General features: G+C 71.9%; 11 protein-coding genes. 8 read left to right on the plus strand and 3 right to left on the minus strand.

Annotated elements, in window-relative coordinates; genetic code table 11:
- Nucleotides 1-113: 113 nt before the first annotated feature.
- Genes ACFV2J_RS25895 through ACFV2J_RS25905 form a run of 3 tightly spaced genes read right to left on the minus strand, consistent with a single transcriptional unit; the run spans nucleotide 114 to nucleotide 5,290 of the window.
- Nucleotides 114-3,161 (minus strand): alpha-mannosidase, encoded by a 3,048-nt coding sequence (locus ACFV2J_RS25895; protein WP_385087927.1) that lies wholly within the window; start codon nucleotides 3,159-3,161, stop codon nucleotides 114-116.
- Nucleotides 3,162-3,188: 27 nt separating this feature from the next.
- Nucleotides 3,189-4,526, minus strand: a complete 1,338-nt coding sequence (locus tag ACFV2J_RS25900) for a 6-phospho-beta-glucosidase (protein WP_385440863.1) — start codon at nucleotides 4,524-4,526, stop codon at nucleotides 3,189-3,191.
- Nucleotides 4,523-5,290: a DeoR/GlpR family DNA-binding transcription regulator gene (locus tag ACFV2J_RS25905; RefSeq protein ID WP_385087923.1), complete on the minus strand. Its 768-nt coding sequence runs from the start codon at nucleotides 5,288-5,290 to the stop codon at nucleotides 4,523-4,525. Before ACFV2J_RS25905 ends, ACFV2J_RS25900 begins: the two co-directional genes overlap by 4 nt.
- Nucleotides 5,291-5,416: 126 nt before the next feature.
- Between ACFV2J_RS25905 and ACFV2J_RS25910 the strand changes: the two genes are divergently transcribed.
- From ACFV2J_RS25910 to ACFV2J_RS25945, 8 genes are all read left to right on the plus strand, one after another.
- On the plus strand, nucleotides 5,417-6,454 hold the full coding sequence (locus ACFV2J_RS25910) for a carbohydrate kinase family protein (protein ID WP_385087922.1): 1,038 nt from the start codon (nucleotides 5,417-5,419) through the stop codon (nucleotides 6,452-6,454).
- A 91-nt stretch (nucleotides 6,455-6,545) separates the two neighbouring features.
- Complete coding sequence (locus ACFV2J_RS25915; RefSeq protein ID WP_385087920.1) at nucleotides 6,546-7,832, plus strand: ABC transporter substrate-binding protein; 1,287 nt, start codon at nucleotides 6,546-6,548, stop codon at nucleotides 7,830-7,832.
- Nucleotides 7,832-8,797 carry a carbohydrate ABC transporter permease gene (locus tag ACFV2J_RS25920; protein ID WP_385087918.1) on the plus strand — a complete coding sequence of 322 codons (966 nt, stop codon included), beginning with the start codon at nucleotides 7,832-7,834 and terminating at the stop codon, nucleotides 8,795-8,797. Before ACFV2J_RS25915 ends, ACFV2J_RS25920 begins: the two co-directional genes overlap by 1 nt.
- A 12-nt stretch (nucleotides 8,798-8,809) precedes the next feature.
- Complete coding sequence (locus tag ACFV2J_RS25925) at nucleotides 8,810-9,646, plus strand: carbohydrate ABC transporter permease (RefSeq protein ID WP_385087916.1); 837 nt, start codon at nucleotides 8,810-8,812, stop codon at nucleotides 9,644-9,646.
- Nucleotides 9,646-12,564, plus strand: a complete 2,919-nt coding sequence (locus ACFV2J_RS25930; RefSeq protein WP_385087914.1) for a glycoside hydrolase family 2 TIM barrel-domain containing protein — start codon at nucleotides 9,646-9,648, stop codon at nucleotides 12,562-12,564. The genes ACFV2J_RS25925 and ACFV2J_RS25930 overlap by 1 nt, the downstream gene beginning before the upstream one ends.
- 38 nt (nucleotides 12,565-12,602) lie before the next feature.
- Nucleotides 12,603-14,462, plus strand: coding sequence for a LamG-like jellyroll fold domain-containing protein (locus ACFV2J_RS25935; protein ID WP_385440869.1), 1,860 nt, complete (start codon nucleotides 12,603-12,605; stop codon nucleotides 14,460-14,462).
- A gap of 19 nt (nucleotides 14,463-14,481) precedes the next feature.
- Nucleotides 14,482-16,152 (plus strand): histidinol-phosphatase, encoded by a 1,671-nt coding sequence (locus ACFV2J_RS25940; protein ID WP_385440872.1) that lies wholly within the window; start codon nucleotides 14,482-14,484, stop codon nucleotides 16,150-16,152.
- A 422-nt stretch (nucleotides 16,153-16,574) separates the two neighbouring features.
- Nucleotides 16,575-17,384, plus strand: a complete 810-nt coding sequence (locus ACFV2J_RS25945; protein WP_385440875.1) for an IclR family transcriptional regulator — start codon at nucleotides 16,575-16,577, stop codon at nucleotides 17,382-17,384.
- Nucleotides 17,385-17,798 lie beyond the last annotated feature (414 nt).

A 17,798-nucleotide genomic window follows, 5' to 3' on the forward strand; every position in this document is an offset into this window, starting at 1 on the left:
CTCACCACCCCCACTCGCGCTGCCCCCCCCCCCCCCCCGGTGGGGGGGGCGGCCCCCCGCGGCCGCGCGCCCCCCCCCCCCCCCCCCCGCTTCGGCACGGCGCCCCAGGACCGTCAGTCCTTCCGTACGGCCAGCCGCAGGGTCCGCACCTCGAACGGCCGCAGCGACACCGCCACCGCGTCCCCGTCCGTGTCCGCCTCCTCCAGCGGGCGTTCCAGCAGGTCGGTCACATGGGCCGCCGCGAGCGGGAAGCCCGTGCGCAGGGTGCCGGCCGCCCGACCGCCGCGCGACTCGTAGAGGCGCACCACGACGTCACCCGAGGTGTCGTCGGCGAGTTTGACCGCCTCGATCGTCACGCCCTCGCCGTCCACGGAGACGACCGGCACGGCGCAGCCGGCCGAATCGGCCATACGCAGCGGCAGGTTGAGCGCGTAGCCCTCGGCGACCGCGTCCTCGACACTCGCCCCTGGCAGCAGCGCGTAGGTGAAGCGGTGCCTGCCCTGGTCGGCGTCGGGGTCGGGTACGCGCGGGGCCCGCACCAGGGAGAGACGGACGGTCGTCGTCGTACCGCCGTCCTCACGGACCGTGCGGGAGACGTCGTGGCCGTACGTCGAGTCGTTGATGACCGCGACTCCGTAGCCGGGCTCGGCGATGTGCACCCAGCGGTGGCCGTAGACCTCGAAACGGGCGGACTCCCAGCTGGTGTTGGTGTGGGTGGGGCGCTGGACGTGGCCGAACTGGATCTCCGCGGAGGAGTGCGGGGCCCTGATGTCCACCGGGAAGGCGGCCTTGAGGATCTTCTCCGCCTCGTGCCAGTCGATCTCGGTCTCGACGTCGATCCGGCGGCTGCCCGCCCGCACGGTGATCGTCTGCACGATCCGCGAGCCCTTGCCGAAGGCGCGTTCCACCCGTACGGCGGCCAGCAGCGGTCCGTCCTCGACCACGGTCACGGACTCGGTGCCGAGCAGGTCCGTGTAGCGGTTCCGGTAGTGCTTGTCGATGTCCCAGGCGTCCCAGTGGTTCGGCAGGTCGCTGTGCAGTCGCAGGAGGTTGCCCTTGTCGGCGAGGACCTCGCGGCCCGCCGTCAGGTCCCGGACCGAGGCCAGGGTGCCGTCCTCGGCCAGTTCGACGCGGACCAGACCGTTGTCGAGGACACGGCCGTCGACGGTCACCGGCCGCGCGGGCCCGTCCGTGCCCAGCGGCGCGCTGCCGTTCGCCGGGACCTCGGCGTACACCGGGACGCCGACGGGGGTACGCACCACCTCGGCGCGGTCGACCGGGCTGGTGTTGAACACCCGGGTCCCGCCGCTGCCGAGCGCGGCCACGGCCTCCACCGTGATCGCCTCCAGCTCCCGCGCCACCCGCGCGTACTCCGCCTCGGCCTCCCGGTGCACCCAGGCGATCGAGGAACCGGGCAGGATGTCGTGGAACTGGTGGAGCAGGACCGTCTTCCAGAGCCGGTCGAGCTGCTCGTACGGGTAGGAGTACGCCGGTGCCCGCAGCGCGGCCGTCGTCGCCCACAACTCGGCCTCCCGCAGCAGGTGTTCGCTGCGCCGGTTGCCCTGTTTGGTGCGCGCCTGCGAGGTGTAGGTGGCGCGGTGCAGCTCCAGGTAGAGCTCGCCCGACCAGACCTGGTCCTTGGGGATCTCCTCGCGCGCGGCGGCGAAGAAGGCGTCCGGGTGCTCGACGCGGACCTTCGCCGAGCCCTCCAGGTTCGCCAGCCGGCGGGCCCGCTCCATCATCTCGCGGGTGGGACCGCCCCCGCCGTCACCGTGGCCGAAGGGGGCGAGGGACGTCGAACCGCGGCCCTTGTCCTGGTAATTGCGGACGGCGTGCGCCATCTCCTGGCCGGAGAACTCCACGTTGTAGGTGTCGACGGGCGGGAAGTGCGTGAAGATGCGCGTGCCGTCGAGGCCCTCCCACCAGAAGCTGTGGTGGGGCAGCTTGTTGGTCTGGTTCCAGGAGAGCTTCTGGGTCAGGAACCAGTCGTTGCCCGCGAGTCTGGCGAGCTGCGGGTAGGCCGCGTTGTAGCCGAAGGAGTCCGGCAGCCACACGCCCTTGGTCTCGATGCCGAAGTGCTCGATGAAGAACCGCTTGCCGTGGACGAGCTGGCGGGCCAGCGCCTCACCGCCGGGCAGGTTGCCGTCCGCCTCCACCCACATGCCGCCCACCGGCGCCCAGTTGCCGTCCGCGACCGCCTTCTTGATGCGCTCCCACACGTGCGGGTGGTTGTCGCGCACCCACTCGTACTGCTGGGCCTGCGAGCAGGCGAAGACCAGCTCCTCGTACTCCTCGGCGAGCGCGGTCACGTTCGAGAAGGTGCGGGCGGTCTTGCGCTTGGTCTCGCGGATCGGCCAGAGCCAGGCGGAGTCGATGTGCGCGTGACCCACGGCGGAGAGGGTGTGGGCGCTGGCGTGCGCGGGCTTGGCCAGCGTGGGTGCCAGGACGGCGCGCGCCGCGGCGGCCGTCCCGGAGACGTCGTCCAGGTCCAGCGCGTCCAGCGCCCGGTCGAGCGCGATCATGATCTCGTGGCGGCGCGGGTCGGTCTCCGCGAGCTCCAGCATCAGCTCGCGCAGCACCTGGATGTCGAGGTCGAGGTGCCAGACGTCCTCGTCGAGAACGGCGATGTCGGCGCGCCGGAAGGTGTAGAGCGGTGCGGACCCCGCGGTGAGCCGGTCGCCGAGCGGGGTCGGGGCCGCGAAGTCGTTCGCCAGGATGTCGGGGTTCGAGGCCGCCTCGACGAGGTAGTCGACGCGCTCCCCGCCCGCGGCCGGGCGGCCGATGGGCACGTACTGGTTCTGCGGGTTGACCGCCTTCAGCGGCGCCCCGTCCGGGAGGTGGACCAGCGCCTCCGCCTGGTTGCCGGGCCAGTCCCCCACGAAGCCGAGGTCGAGGACGGCCTCGACACGCCTGCCGGCCCAGTCCTCCGGGACCCTCCCGCGCATCCGGAACCAGGTGGTGCCCCACGGCGGCCCCCAGGGGGTCCCCATCGCGAAGGGCTCGTACGGTGCCGCGGCGGCCTCCGCGAAGGGCACCGGTTCACCGGGCGCCTGCCAGGCCTCGACCTCGAAGGGTACGGAGGCGGAGTGGACGGCGGGCTTGATGCGCTGGACGTGGACGCGCTGGACGCGCTCCTCGATCCGGCGGCGTTCGTCGTGCATGAGATGTCTCCAAGCTTGCGGGAAGCGCTACGTGAGGTACGCCAGGCCGGGGTGGACCGAGGTGTATCCGTCGACCAGTCGCCGGGCCACGTTCACCGAGTCCACCAGCGGGTGCAGGGCGAAGGCCTTGACGGCGGTCGTGCGCGAGCCGGACTCGGCCGCGGACAGCACCTCGCGCTCCACCGCCTTGACCGCGCACACCAGTCCGGTGGCGTGGCCGGGGAGCGGGGCGACGGAGACGGGGTGCGCGCCGTTGGCGTCGACGAGGCAGGGCACCTCGATGACCGCGTCCGTGTCGAGCACCGCGAGGGTGCCGCGGTTGCGGACGTTGAGGATCAGGGTGGTGCGCTCGTCGCGGGCGATGGCCCGCATCAGTGCGAGCGCCACCTTCTCGTACCCGCCGGAGAGGTCGTCGGCGGCGCGCTCGCCCGCGCCGGCCGCGTCCCGGTTCTCGGCCATGTAGGTGGCCTCGCGCTCGGCCCGGGTGCGCTCCCACGTGGTGAGCGCGGCGGTGTCCGGGTGCTTCATCTCCTCGTAGAAACTGCCCTGTTGGTCGCGCAGGAACGCGCCGCGGGTCTTCTCCGCGCGCTGGTAGGCGCGGACGGCTTCCCGGTTGAAGTAGTAGTAGTGCAGGTACTCGTTCGGTACGGCGCCCAGGGAGCGCAGCCAGTCGGCGCCGAAGAGCTTGCCCTCCTCGAAGGAGCCGAGCAGTGCGGGGTCGGCGAGCAGCCGCGGCAGCTCGTCCCTGCCCGCGACGCGCAGTCCGCGTACCCAGCCGAGGTGGTTGAGGCCGACGTAGTCGATGAAGGCCTCGCGGGGGTTCGCGCCGAGGACGGTGGCGATCCGGCGGCCGAGACCGACCGGCGAGTCGCAGATGCCGATCACGCGGTCGCCGAGGTGGCGGGACATGGCCTCGGTGACCAGGCCGGCCGGGTTGGTGAAGTTGATGACCCAGGCGTCGGGGGCGAGCCGGGCCACCCGCCGGGCGATGTCGACGGCGACCGGCACCGTGCGCAGACCGTAGGCGATGCCGCCGGCGCCGACCGTCTCCTGGCCGAGGACATCCTCGTCGAGGGCGACCCGCTCGTCCGCCGCGCGGCCTTCCAGGCCGCCGACCCGGATCGCCGAGAAGACGAAGTCGGCGCCGCGCAGGGCGTCGTCGAGATCGGTGGTGAAGGACACCTCGGGGGCGTCCGGGTCCCCCGCGGCCTGCTCGGCCAGTACGCGGGCGACGGCCGTCAGCCGCGCCGCGTCCACGTCGTGCAGGACGACACGGGTGACGCGGCCCTCGGCGCGGTCCCCGAGCAGTGCCCCGTACACGAGCGGCACCCGGAACCCGCCGCCGCCCAGAATCGTCAGCTTCACGCCGTCTCCGCCTTTCCCGTCACGACCACTTGCACGCCCGCTTCTTCCAACGAGGACCGCGTCGCCGGGTCCGGCGGACCGTTCGTGACCACCATGTCCAGTTCCTCGGGCCCGCAGACCCGCGCCATGCCCGTACCCGGGAACTTCGCGCGGTCGGCGAGCAGGACGACCTTGTCACCGGCCTGGATCATGGCGCGCTTGACGGGCACCTCGACGACGGTGGTGTCCATGACCTGTCCGCCCGAGCGCACCCCGCTGGTGCCGAGGAAGAGCCAGTCGGCGTGCAGCTGACGCAGGTTGTCCTCGGTGAGGAAGCCGACCAGGGAGCGGTACTCGCGGCGGACCATGCCGCCGAGCAGCACCAGTTCGATGTTCTCGTCGTCCACGAGCTCCTCGTAGACCACCAGGTTGCTGGTGATCACGGTGATCCGGCGGCCGTGCAGCTGCCTGGCCAGCCGGTAGGCGGTCGTGCCGATGTCCAGCAGGACGGACTGGCCGTCCTGGACCATCGACGCGGCGCGGGCCGCGATGGCGTCCTTCTCGGCCACCCGGACCTCGGCGACCTCGGCGAAGGGCTGGTCGCCCTCGTCGACGACCGCGCCGCCGTGCACCCGCGTCAGCAGGCCTTCCTCCTCAAGTCTCAGCAGGTCACGGCGGACCGTGGCCGGGCTCACGCCCAGCTGCTCGGAGAGATCGGTCACGGCCGCGGGCCCGCCGGAGCGCAGGGCCCGCAGGATGAGTTGATGTCGTCGCTCTGCCAGCACCCTGTGAACAGTACTCGTCATCTTCAATCATTTCTATGCTCAGTTCTGCTCGACTCTTGCCAAATTGAAGCGATGCGCGCACGATCCTGGTCACCGCTTGCAGACTTTTGACGAGAGGATGTGCTCGTGGGTGACGAACGGCCCGATGTCCTGCTGACCGGGCTGCTCTTCTACGACCTCGTCCTGACCGGACTGGGGAAGCCGCCGACCCCCGGCGAGGAGATCTGGACCGAGGGCATGGGCGTGAGCCCGGGCGGCATCGCGAACCTGGCCGTGGCGGCCTCCCGTTACGGCCTGCGCACCTCCCTGGCCACGGTCTTCGGCGACGACCACTACGGGGCGTACTGCCGCGAGGTGCTCGCCGGCCAGGAAGGCGTCGACCTCTCCCTCTCGCGCACCGCGGAGGACTGGCACACCCCGGTCACCGTCTCGCTCGCCCACGGCGACGACCGGGCCCTGGTCACCCACGGCCGGCAACCGCCGTACTCCCAGGACGAGCTGATGGGCGACCCGCCCGCGGCGCGCACCGCCCTCGTGCACCTGGAGGCCGAGCCGCGCGCCTGGCTCGCCAAGGCCGCCGCGAACGGCACCCGGATCTACGCGGACGTCGGCTGGGACCCCACCCAGCGGTGGTCGCGCGACCTGCTCGACCAGCTCTCCCTGTGCCACGCCTTCCTCCCCAACGAGGCCGAGGCGATGGCGTACACACGCACCGGCAGCGCGGGCGCGGCGCTCGGCGCGATGGCCGAACTGGTACCGGTCGCCGTGGTCACCCGCGGCGGCGACGGCGCGATGGCCATGGACCAGACGACGGGCGAGTACGCGGAGGTCGCGGCCCTCGACATCGATGTCCTGGACGCGACGGGGGCCGGGGACGTCTTCGGCGCGAGCTTCGTCGCCGCCTCGCTCGGCGGCTGGCCACTGGAGGAACGGCTGCGCTTCGCGGTACTCGCCGCCGGGCTCTCGGTACGCCGGCACGGCGGGGCCCTCGCCGCGCCCGGCTGGTACGGCGTCCACCACTGGTGGCGGTCGCTGCGGGACCCCGGCCTGCGCCGTACGTACGGCTTCCTGGCCGAGCGCGTCCCGGCGGACCCCGGTCCGCCCGTCCACCACGCACCGGTGACTCCCCCCGACACCGCACGGCGGCCGAGCACCCCCCGATGACCCCCGACGCGACACCCCGTACGACCCCTCGTACACATCGTTCGACCCCTCGTACACGAAGACCGAAAAGATCCGAAAGGCGGTGGGAGCAGTGCGGCTCTCACGAAGGGGCCTGCTCCGCGCCGGTCTGGCCGGAGCGGCCGCCACGACGCTCGGCGGCCTGACGGCCGGCTGCGGCGTCCCGACCGGCTCGACCGGACGGGACATGGTGCTCTGGTACTGGAGCGGCGGACTGAGCCCGAAGGTCGTCAAGGACGCCCGGGCCCGCTACGACAGCGCGGTGAACCTCCAGGCCATCCAGATCGGCGGCTACTACCGCTCGAAGCTGCTGACGACACTGACCGGGCGCGCCCACATCCCGGACATCGCCGGGCTCAAGGGCGAGGACATGGCCTCGTACCTGCCCGACTCCGACCAGTTCGTGGACCTGCGGACGCTGGGCGCCGACAAGCTCAAGGACCGGTACCTGGGCTGGAAATGGGACCAGGCCATCGCCGAGGACGGCTCGATGGTGGGCTTCCCCATCGACTGCGGCCCGGTCGCCCACTACTACCAGCCGGCCGTCTTCGAGAAGGCGGGACTGGCGTACGAGCCGGCCGACGTCTCCCGGGAACTGGCCACCTGGGAGCAGTTCTTCGCGGCCGGTGAGCAGCTCAGGAAGCGGGTCCCGGGCTCCTTCATCCTGACCGACGCGCTGAGCGTCTTCAGCATCTCGGTCAATCAGTCGACCAAGCGGTTCGTCGACAGGGACCGGCACTTCATCGGCGACCAGGAGCACGTGCGCACCGCCTGGGACCGCGCCGTCGAGGCCACCCACCGCGGCCTGGTCTCGAAGATCGTCAACGGCACGCCGGACAACACCTCCGCCACCGAGCGGGGTCTGCTGCCCAGCCAGCTGAACGCCTCCTGGGCGGCCGGCGACATCAAGCTCAACGTGCCGAGGACCAAGGGCAGATGGCGGGTCGCGGACTGTCCCGGCGGACCGTCCAACATCGGGGGCTCGTTCCTGGCGATCACGAAGGCCTGCCGGGAGCCGGAGAAGGCCTTCGAGATGATCACCTGGATGCTCGACGCCGGCAACCAGGCCCAGGGGTTCGTCGACTCCGTGCTCTTCCCCTCGACCCCGGCCTCGTACGCCATGAGGCAACTGCGCGAACCCGATCCGTTCTTCGGCGGCCAGGTCACCATGGACGTCTTCGGTCCGGCGGCGCGGAAGGTCCCGGTCGCCTTCAACAGCCCCTACGACGTCGCGCTCAGCACCCCGATCAACGACGAGCTGCGGAACTTCTACGTCCTCGGCAAGAACCCGGAGAAGGCCTGGAGGGACGCCATGAGCAAGTGCCGGCGCATCGCCGACCACCTGGGGGTGAGCTACTGATGGCCACCGCACCGGTGTTGGAGACGCCACCCCCGCCCACGGTCACCCGCCCACCGGCCACCCACCCGGAGAAGGGTGTCCTCAGCCACTGGCGGCTGTACGCCGCGATCTCCCCCTTCTATCTGCTCTTCCTCGCCTTCGGCCTGGTCCCGGTCGGCTTCTCCCTCTACCTGTCCTTCCACCGCTGGGACGGCCTCGGGCCGATGGAGTTCGCGGGACTGTCCCAGTACCGCTATCTGCTGGCGGACAGTCAGTTCTGGAGCTCGATCGGGAACACGCTCGTCATCTGGGGTCTTGCCACCTTCCCGATGATCTTCCTGTCGATGGTCACGGCCGTGCTGCTCAACTCCGCGGTGCGCTTCAAGAACGTCTACCGCTTCGCCTACTTCCTGCCGAACGTCACCTCGATCGTGGCCGTCGCGATCATCTTCGGTTCGGTCTTCTCCACCAACTTCGGCCTGGTGAACGCCCTGTTGCAGGGGGTCGGGCTGGACCAGGTGGCATGGCTGAACAGCCCCTGGGGCATCAAGGTCGCCGTCGCGACGCTGATGACCTGGCAGTGGACCGGGTACAACGCGATCATCTTCCTCGCCGGACTCCAGACGGTTCCCGGCGAGTTGTACGAGGCGGCGCGGATGGACGGCGCCGGGCCCGTGCAGACCTTCTTCCGGATCACTCTGCCGCTGATGCGACCGGTGCTGCTCTTCGTGCTCGTCATCTCGACGGTCACCGGACTGCAGACGTTCTCCGAGCCCCAGGTGCTCCTCCAGACCACCGACAACAACTCGTCGTTCGCGGGAGGTCCGGGCCACTCGGGCCAGACCATGGTCCTCTACTTCTTCCAGCAGACCTTCGACAACAACGACTTCGGCTACGGAGCCGCCGTGGCCTGGGGCATCTTCCTCGTCGTCATCATCTTCTCGATCATCAACTGGCGGCTGGTGCAGCGCCGGGGCGAAGACTAGGAGGCCCCCGCCATGGCATCCCCCAAGGGTTCACGACGCCGGGGCATCAGCCTCCACCTCGTCCTGATCGCCGGTCTGCTGCTCTCGGTCCTACCGTTCTACTGGGCCGTGATCATGTCGACGCACTCGTCGACCGAGATCTTCTCCTACCCGCCGAAGCTGCTGCCCGGCTCGCACTTCCTCGAGAACGCCCGCCACCTCTTCGACAACGTCGACTTCTTCGGGTCGATGTTCAACTCGCTGCTGGTGGCCGGCTCGGTGACCGTCCTGGTCCTGTTCTTCGACTCGCTGGCCGCGTTCGTCTTCGCCAAGTTCCGCTTCCCCGGACGCCGGGTGCTGTTCGCGCTGATGATGGCCATCTTCATGGTCCCGGCCCAGCTCCAGGCCATCCCGCAGTTCGTCATCATGGCGAAGCTGGGCTGGATCGGCTCGATGACCGCGCTGATCGTCCCCGCCGCGGCCAACGCGTTCGGCATCTTCTGGATGCGCCAGTACATGAGGAGCGCCATCCACGACGAGCTGCTCGACGCCTCGAAGCTCGACGGGGCCGGATTCCTGCGCCAGTACTGGCACGTGGCGCTCCCGGTCGTCCGGCCGGGCCTCGCCTTCCTCGGCATCTTCACCTTCATGGGCCAGTGGAACGACTACGCCTGGCCCCTGATCGCCCTCACCAACCCCGACAACGTGACCCTCCAGGTCGCGCTCTCCCAGCTCAACGGTGTCCACGGCACCACCGACTACGGAATGGTCATGACCGGCGCGCTCCTCGCCCTCGTCCCCCTGCTGATCGTCTTCGCGATCGGCGCCCGGCAGATCATCGCGGACCTCGGCAAGGGGGCCATCCGCTGATGGGCGACCCGCTCCGCGCGCTCCGCCCCTGGGAGTCACCCGAGGTGACCTCCTGGGGGCGGCTGCCGATGAACGCACTGGACCGTCGGCCCGGCGCCCTCTCCCTGGACGGCGACTGGCGCTTCCAGCTGCGGCCCTCGCCGGACGCCCCGGACCCCGGCGTCTGGTCCGCCCAGCGGGTCCCGGGCGCCTGGACCGTGCAGGACACCGACGACCTGCCGCAGTACACCAACTTCGCCATGCCCTGGGGGGAGTTCCCGCCCGACTCCCCCGCCGCCAACCCCACCGGGGTGTACGAGCGCGAGGTGGACGTCCCCGCCGGGTGGGCCGGACGCCGGATCGTGCTCCAGGTCGGCGCCGCCGGGAGCGTGCTGCTGGTCCACGTGGACGGGCGGCCGGTCGGCGTCTCCAAGGACTCGCATCTCGCCGCCGAGTTCGACCTCACCGGCGTCGTACGGCCCGGTGCGCGCGCGGTGGTGCGGCTCACCGTCGTCAAGTGGTCGGACGCCTCGCACCTGGAGGACCAGGACCAGTGGTGGCACGCGGGCATCACCCGCCCGGTCCTGCTGTACACGACCGATCCACTGCGGCTGGCCGACGTGACCGTGCGCACGCGGTGCGACGGCACGCTGCGCGTCGACTGCCAGGTGCGCGACGCGGGAGGCGCGCTGCCGGCCGGCTGGTACGTCACCGGTGAGGTGGACGGACATCTCCTGACCCAGGACGCGGAGTTCGAGCGGTTCAAGGAGGACGACGGGCGGGTCTCCGACTTCCTCGGCGAGGCCCGCCTCAGCACGGTCGTCGCCGACGCGCGTCCCTGGACCGCGGAGACCCCCGCGCTCCACCCCCTGACCGTACGACTGCACCGCGCCGACGGCTCGGTCGCCGACACCTCTCACCACCGGGTGGGCTTCCGCGAGGTCGAGATCCGCGGCCGGGACCTGCTCCTCAACGGCGAGCGGATCTACATCCGGGGCATCAACCGGCACGACTTCCACCCCCTGACGGGCCGCACCGTGTCGTACGAGGACATGCGCGCGGACCTCGTGACGCTGAAGCGCTTCGGCTTCAACGCGATCCGCACCGCCCACTACCCCAACGACCCCTCGCTGCTCGACCTCGCCGACGAACTCGGCTTCTACGTGGTCGACGAGGCGAACATCGAGGCGCACGACCACGCCCACGAGATCGCCGACGACCCGCGCTATCTCGGCGCCTTCGTGGACCGCGTCTCCCGGATGGTACTGCGCGACAAGAACCACCCCTGTGTCCTCGTCTGGTCGCTGGGGAACGAGTCCGACTACGGCGCCAACCACGACGCCGCCGCGGGCTGGGTCCGCCGCCACGACCCCACGCGCCCCCTCCAGTACGAAGGCGCGGCCAAACTGGACTGGGCCGATCCGGGGGTCGCGTCCGACATCGCCTGCCCCATGTACGCGCCCGTCGAGGACTGCGTCGCGCACGCCCTGTCCGGCCGGCAGACCAAGCCGCTCATCCAGTGCGAGTACTCGCACGCCATGGGTAACAGCAACGGCACGCTCGCCGACCACTGGGAGGCCATCGAGTCCACCCCGGGGCTTCAGGGCGGTTTCATCTGGGAGTTCTGGGACCACGGCATTCTTCAGCGCGTGAGCGACGGAAGACCGGCCGGGCGCGGTGGCGCCGGGCTGTACGACCACGGCGTCACCGCCCCGGGCCACCGCTGGGCCTACGGCGGCGACTTCGGCGAGGCGGTCCACGACGGTGCCTTCGTCGCCGACGGGGTGGTCTTCCCCGACCGCACACCCAAGCCGGTGATGTTCGAGCACCGGGAGATCGCCGCGCCGGTGCGCCTGGCGTACGCCGGGGGCGAGCTGCGGGTGACCAATCACCAGCACTTCCGCGGGCTGGAGTGGCTGGCCGCCGAGTGGCGGCTGTCCCTCGCGGCCGGCGCCACCCGGACCGCGCCGGCCGAACTGCCCCGCGTACCGGCGGGTGGGTCGGCCGTGATGCCGATGCCGTTCACGCTGCCCGACGAGGGCGGCGAGGCCTGGCTGACGCTGCGGGTGACGACGGCCGGCGAGGAGGCGTGGGCGCCGCGGGGCACCGAGGTGTGCGTGCCGCAGGTGCGGCTGCGAGCGGCCGCCCCCACGGTGCCGGCCACCCTGCCGGGTCCGCCCGTCGAGGTCGACGAGGACGGCCTGCTCGTCCATCCCCTGCTCACCGCCGCCCCCGTGCTCTCGCTGTGGCGGACGCCGACCGACAACGACGAACTGGGCGGCATGGCGGCGCGCTGGCGGGCCTGGGGGCTCGACGCGCCGGAACGCACGGTGCTCGACGTGCGGCGCGGGAGCGCGGCCGTCACCGTGGTCGCCGCGTACGCGACCCGCGCCGGAACCATGCGCCACGAGCAGGTGTTCACCCGCGTCGAGGGCGGGACACGGATCGAGGAGACGGCCGAACTGCCGGAGGGCCTCGCCGACCTGCCACGGGTCGGCTCCGTCTTCGAGACGGTCCCCGGACTCGACGTCCTGGAGTGGTACGGGCAGGGCCCCTGGGAGTCCTATCCGGACCGCAGCGCGGGCGCGCCCGTGGGCCATCACTCACTCGCCGTGGACGAGCTGTTCACCCCCTATCTGCGGCCGCAGGAGAGCGGCGGACGGCACGGTGTGCGCCGCTTCACGCTCTCGACGCCGGACGCCACGGGGCTCACGGTCGCGCTGGACGAGCCGCGTCAGGTGTCCGTGACCCGCTACCGCGCCGAGGACCTGTCCGCCGCCGCCCACCACGACGAACTGGTGGCGCGGCCCGGCTGCGTGGTCCACCTCGACGCCGCCCACCGCGGCCTGGGCACCGCCTCGTGCGGGCCCGACACCTCGCCCCGCCATCTCGTCCGGGCCGGCACCCACCGCTGGTCCTGGACGCTGCGCTTGCTCTGACCCCACTCGTACCCCACCTTCTTCCCGATGGAGCAGACGTGTGTACTTCGCATGCCCGGACGCAGCCCGAGCGGGCCGAGGCCGAACAGGCCGAGGCCGGCAGACGTGGCTTCCTGCGCGCCACGGCTCTGATCGGCGCCGCGACCGCCGCGGCCACGCTGCCCGCGGCCACCGCGCGGGCCGCGACCGCGTCCACGGGCGGAGGTCATCGGCCCGACCCGGACAGCCGGCGCTTCACCCTCGCCGTCATGCCCGACACCCAGTACCTCTTCGACGGGCCGAGCATCAACCCCGCCCCGATCGAGGCGTCGTTGCGGTACCTGCTGGAGCACGGTGAGGACGAGAACATCGTCTTCCTCACGCACCTGGGCGACCTCACCGAGCACGGCGCGCAGGCCGAGTTCGACGCGGCGGGCAAGGCGTTCGAGGTGCTCGACCGGCGCGGTGTGGGCTACAGCGTGCTCGCGGGCAACCACGACGTGGGGTCCTCCACCGACGACCAGCGCGGCTCCACCCCGTATCTCACGACCTTCGGACCGCGGCGTTTCCACGGCAGCCGTACGTTCCGCGGTGCGTCCCCCGACGGCTACAACACCTTCCACGTCTTCGAGGCGGGCGGCCGTGAGTGGCTCGTCCTCGCCCTGGACTGGCGGCTGTCGGCGCGGGGTTACGCGTGGGCGAAGGACGTCATCGCCCGGCACCCGGGGACCCCCGTCATCCTCACCACGCACGAACTCGTCGTCGAGGACGACACCCTCTCCTCGTACGGCGGGCAGCTCTGGGACGAACTGGTCCACGACCAGGACCAGATCTTCCTGACCCTGAACGGGCACTACTGGCCCGCCGCCCGCGCCACCCGCACGAACGCGGCCGGCCACGACGTGCACCTGCACCTGACCAACTATCAGAACCGTTACTACGGTGGTGCGGCGATGATCCGTCTCTACCGCTTCGACCTCGACCGGAACACCATCGACGTCGAGACGATCTCGCCCTGGATCCTCGGCCGGGCCGCCGAGGGGCTCAACGAGCTGGAGCGGCAGGAGATCGAACTCAGCGGCGACGCCGACCGGTTCTCGGTCGCCATCGACTTCGAGCAGCGGTTCGCGGGCTTCGCGCCGGTACCGGCGCGCCCGTCCCGGCCCGCCGCGCGGATGCTCGTCCGGGGCACCGTCGGCTACTGGCGCTTCGACGGACACCCGGACGGCGCGACGGCCGAGGGCACCGTCCGTGACCTGTCCGGGCACGGCAACGACCTGTCCGTGGTCCGGGTCGGCGGCGGCGCGCTCACCTGGTCGTCGGCGCACCACCCCGACCAGCCGGGACACGGCAGCCTCGCCTTCCAGGGCGGCAAGCCACCGCTGACCGGCGCCTATCTGCGTACGGTCGAGGGGGCGCCGCTCAACTCCGCGACGTTCGACCACGGTTACACCATCGAAGCCTTCTACCGGCTCCCCGCCGACTGGGACGCCTCCCACCACGCGTGGGCCGCGCTGGTCAGCCGCACCGGAACGGGCGGTGCCGCGGGCAAGACGGCCGACGACCCCGACGAGCCCCTGGCCACGCTCTCGCTGTCCGACGGGCCGGGTCCGCAGTGGGCGGCGCGGCCGCTCGACCAGCAGGGCATCGTCACCAACTGGGGCGACGAGACGGCACGCGAGCGGTGGTGGCACGTCGCCGTCGTCAACGACGGCCGGCACACCACGATGTACGTCCAGGGCTGCCCGGTGGCACGCAATCCGCACACCTCCGCCGTCGGACTCACCTCGCTCGGGCTGCCCTGGCTGCTCGGCGGCTACGAGTACGCGGGGAAGATCGACCAGATCCTGCACGGCCTGCTCGGCGACGTACGGATCGTCGAACGCGCCCTTCCCGTCACGTCGTTCATGAACCACTGACCGAGGGAGCCACCCGGCCATGACCGAACAACGCCTGCCCACCTGGGCCGACCCGTCCGTCTCCCCCGCGCACCTCGATCCGCAGGGTGTCTCCAGACGCCGGCTCCTGCGCCGGGCGGGCCTGTTCGGTGCGGCCTTCGCGGTCGGTCCGCCGGCCGCGAAGGCCGTCGCCCAGGGCCGGGGCCTCGGCGGCGACGACCCGCGCCTCGCCTACCTCGTCGGCGACCACCACGTCCACTCCGTGTACAGCCACGACGCGAAGTACACGTTCTCCCAGCTCGCCCGGGCAGGCGCCCGGTACGGCCTGGACTGGATGGTCTTCAACGAGCACTCCAACTTCGGCCACGCCGCCCACGGGGCGCGGCTGGAGCATCAGGAGATCCTCCGGGCGCGTGCCGAGAACCCGCGCCAGCTGATCTTCCAGGGACTGGAGTGGTACATCCCGGCCGCCGAGCACGCCACCGTCTTCGCGGCGCCCGGACCGCACGAGACGGATCTGCTCACCCGCTTCGAACTCGCCTACGACGGCAAGCTGCTGGGCTACACCGAAGGCGCCGCCTCCCATCCGGACACGGCGCGCAACGAGGCCCACGCGGTCAAGGCCATCCGGTGGCTCGCCGAGCAGCGGCGCACCGGATACGTCGACGACGTGCTCGTCCTGGCCAACCACCCGCTGCGCCTGGGCATCGACTCCCCGCACGAGATGCGCGGCTGGCGGGACGCGGCACCCGAGGTCATGATCGGCATGGAGGGCGCGCCGGGCGCCCAGGGCGGCGGCATCCCGGGCTGGGTCGGCTCGGGTCAGCAGCGCGGCGAGTACACCAACAAGCCCTCCGGGAGCTCCTGGCCGGGCTACGCGGAGGACGCCTACGTCCTCTACGGCGGTTTCGACTGGATGACCGCGACCGTGGGCGGCATGTGGGACGCGATGCTCGCCGAGGGCAGGCTCTTCACCGTCACCACCAACTCCGACGTGCACCGCGTCGTCTTCGACACCTGGAAGAACGGCGACTGGGCACCCGGGCAGAACTTCGACGACACCGGGCGCCTCCCGGACCCCGTCGACACCGGCACCCCGCAGCCGGGCGGCGACTTCTGGCCCGGCCAGTTCAGCCGCACCCACGTGGGCGTGACCCGCTACGGCCACCGCGCCGTGATGGCGGGCCTGCGCGCGGGCCGGGTCTGGCTCGACCACGGCCATCTGCTGGACGGCCTCGACGTCCGGCTGAAGCGGGACCGCGACCACGGACGCGGTGTGACGATGGGCGGACGGCTGCGCGCCCGCGCGGGCGAGAGACTCACCCTGACGGTCACCGTCACCGCCGCCTCGCGCCCCAACCCCCACGACATCCTGCCGAAGCTGGCCCACGTCGACGTCATCCGCGGCGCGGTGCGCGGCCCGGCGGCCGACCGCGACGACTGGCGGGCCCCGGACACCAGGGTGGTGCGGACGGTGGACGTGGGCGGCCGGAAGGGGACGTACACCCTGCGTATTCCGCTGGTCGCCGGGGAGGAGTCCTTCTACGTGCGGCTGCGCGGCAGCGACGGCAACCGCCACGGCACGGGCTACCTCGGCGCCTCGGTCGACCCGCACGGCCCGGTACCGCACGTGCCGGGGGACGGCGACCCCTGGGTCGACACCTGGTTCTACGCGAACCCCGTCTTCGTCGATGTGGTGGGCGGCCGCTGAGGGCTGTCCCGTAATCCCCGGCGGGCGCACGACGACAGCTACGGCACCTCGCCGCGTTGTCGGATCGCCCGAATACACCCAGTATGAGGACGACCCTCCGCCTTGCGCTGCACCGCATCCGACGCCGCGCGCTGATCCACCGGGGATCACGGGACAGCCCTTAGGGCGCGCGCTCGTGACGGGCGACGATCAGTGGGGGCCGGCCGTCGCGGGTGAGCGGGTGCGGTGAGGCCGGGACGGCGACGGGCCTCCCGCCGCCGTCGGTTCCACCCGTGCCTGTCTCCACGGTTGTTGCCGACCCCTCCGCGCGGCATGCTGTGCGAGGTGCCAAGGACGTACGAACCGCCCCCGCCCGGGGGCGGGGCGGGGCGGACCGCCCCGCCCGCTCCCCGGCGGCGGATCACGGACACCGGACCGCGCGCGTGACCCCGCTCTCGGCGCCCGGCCGGCTGCTCGCCGTGCTCGCCGCCTTCGACCACGAGCACCCGGCGCTGTGCCTGACGGACATCAGCCGCCGGGCCGGGCTCAGCCTCACCACCGCGCACCGGCTGGTGGGCGCGCTCACCGACTGGGGCGCGCTGGAACGGGACGAGGACGGCGCCTACCACGTGGGGCTGCGCCTGTGGGAGCTCGCGGCACTGGCTCCCCGCGGCCTGGCGCTGCGGCAGTCCGCGCTGCCGTTCCTGGAGGACCTGTACGAGGCCACGCACGAGAACGTGCAGATGGCGGTCCGCGACGGCGCCGAGGTCGTGTACATCGAGTGGCTCTCCGGACGCTCCGCCGTGGGCGTCCGCATCCAGGTCGGCGCCCGCTGGCCGCTGCACGCGACCGGAGTCGGCCTGGCGCTGCTCGCCCACGGCGACCCCGCGTTCCAGGAGGCCTACTGCCGCGGGCCGTTGACCGCGTTCACCTCGCACACGATCACCGACGCGGCACGGCTGCGCCGCGAGCTCGCCGAGGTGCGCCGTACCGGCGTCGCGGTGAGCAGCCGTCAGGTCACCGACGACGCGCTGTCGGTCGCCGCTCCGGTGCGCGGGGCGGGCGGGGCCGTGGTCGCGGCGGTGTCGGTCGTGGTGCCCTGGCGCGACGGTCAGGTACCGGCGCTGGTCCCGGCGGTCCGGCTGGCGGCGCGCGGGATCTCGCGGGCCCTGGGCTGGCAGCCCCGGCCGGAGCAGCCGGCCCGCGCGGGGACGAGGGACCCCGTGTCGGCGCGCGCCGAACCGGACCCGTAGGACGGCCGTACCGGCACACACCGGGCCCGGACCCGAAAGCCGGCGTACCGGCACACACCGGGCCTGGACCCGAAGGACGGCGACACAGGATTCCCGGACCTCCCACGCGCCCTACGGCCGACCACCCGCCCCCTCCGACCGCCTCCACGGCTGGAACCTGCCCTGGTCGGCCCATGACGGCGGGGAGCACCGTTCGGGGGATGTCCCGTAATCCCCCCTTCATGGCGTGAACTCCCTTGCGGCGCAAGGAGTTTCTCGGTTCTACCTCTTGACGGTGCGAGTGGCGGGGAGCACATTGGCCGACGCACTCTGAGAGCGCTCTCGGTAGGGGGGGGGGGCGACCCCGGCCCCCCCCCCCCCCCACCAGAGGGGCCCCAACGCGGGAGCTCCAGCGCCCACCGCCGCGGCGGCGCC

Source organism: Streptomyces sp. NPDC059668, assembly GCF_042734135.1.
GTDB lineage: Bacteria > Actinomycetota > Actinomycetes > Streptomycetales > Streptomycetaceae > Streptomyces.

Excerpts from the sequence above, each read along its gene's own strand:
- ACFV2J_RS25895 (WP_385087927.1), bottom strand. The coding sequence starts at position 3,161 with ATGCACGACGAACGCCGCCGGATCGAGGAGCGCGTCCAGCGCGTCCAC.
- ACFV2J_RS25920 (WP_385087918.1), top strand. The coding sequence starts at position 7,832 with ATGGCCACCGCACCGGTGTTGGAGACGCCACCCCCGCCCACGGTCACC.
- ACFV2J_RS25925 (WP_385087916.1), top strand. The coding sequence starts at position 8,810 with ATGGCATCCCCCAAGGGTTCACGACGCCGGGGCATCAGCCTCCACCTC.
- ACFV2J_RS25930 (WP_385087914.1), top strand. The coding sequence starts at position 9,646 with ATGGGCGACCCGCTCCGCGCGCTCCGCCCCTGGGAGTCACCCGAGGTG.
- ACFV2J_RS25940 (WP_385440872.1), top strand. The coding sequence starts at position 14,482 with ATGACCGAACAACGCCTGCCCACCTGGGCCGACCCGTCCGTCTCCCCC.